Raw genomic sequence first — 695 nt, 5'->3', positions numbered from 1 at the left:
AATATACCCCAATGATTTCTGAGAACATCTCCAATATATTTTAAATCTTCACGGTTTGCATAATCTTTGTCTGCAATTAATTTTTCTCTATACTCAGCTTCTTTTCTTTTTTCTTCTTCTGACCTGTTTCTTCTTTCTTCTTTAAGTTGTTCTATGTATTCTTTATGTCTCTTTGCTTGTTCCTCTTTGTCTTTATCAAACTCTTTTTTGATTTTATCAAAACTATCATATCCTCTAAGGCGGTTTGTTTCAGCAATATAGACACTCCAGGCTAAAACAGCATCATAAAAAGGGGAACCATAATGTATTTTCTCATATTCGATTACATTGAAAGGGTCTAATATAATTTCATCTTCAGGTTGATACCAAGCAAGTTCTCCATTTTTCCCCCAATAAAATACTCCACTATTTCGTGCAACTTTAAAACCACTAAATTGTTCATCATAAGTGTCTTTTTGATACTTTGTAATACCATTTATTAGTTTACTAATTCTTTCGGTCTCAGTTTTATTAATTACATGGTCTGCTGACACAGACTCTACACCAGTAAAGAATATAAACAGTGCTATAAGCGCCGTAATAATTGTGTTTTTCTTTTTCACTTTAAATACTCCTTTATTTTATAATTTACTTTAAGCAATAAAAAGTCATTTAAACTTCATTACATAAATATAAATCGTAGATAATTATACCAT

At 29.6% G+C, this 695-nt stretch carries 1 protein-coding gene; it reads right to left on the bottom strand.

Translation table 11 applies throughout. The annotated features are described in order from the left end of the window. Positions 1 to 602, bottom strand: a 602-nt coding sequence (locus ACFX59_RS18315) for a hypothetical protein (protein ID WP_387434497.1), incomplete at its 3' end; no start/stop codon positions are given. Positions 603 to 695 lie beyond the last annotated feature (93 nt).

Source organism: Sphingomonas sp. NCPPB 2930, from assembly GCF_042867205.1.
GTDB lineage: Bacteria > Pseudomonadota > Alphaproteobacteria > Sphingomonadales > Sphingomonadaceae > Sphingomonas.
The sequence above is the reverse complement of the archived record's forward strand: the minus strand, read 5'-3'. Positions and strand labels throughout refer to the sequence as shown.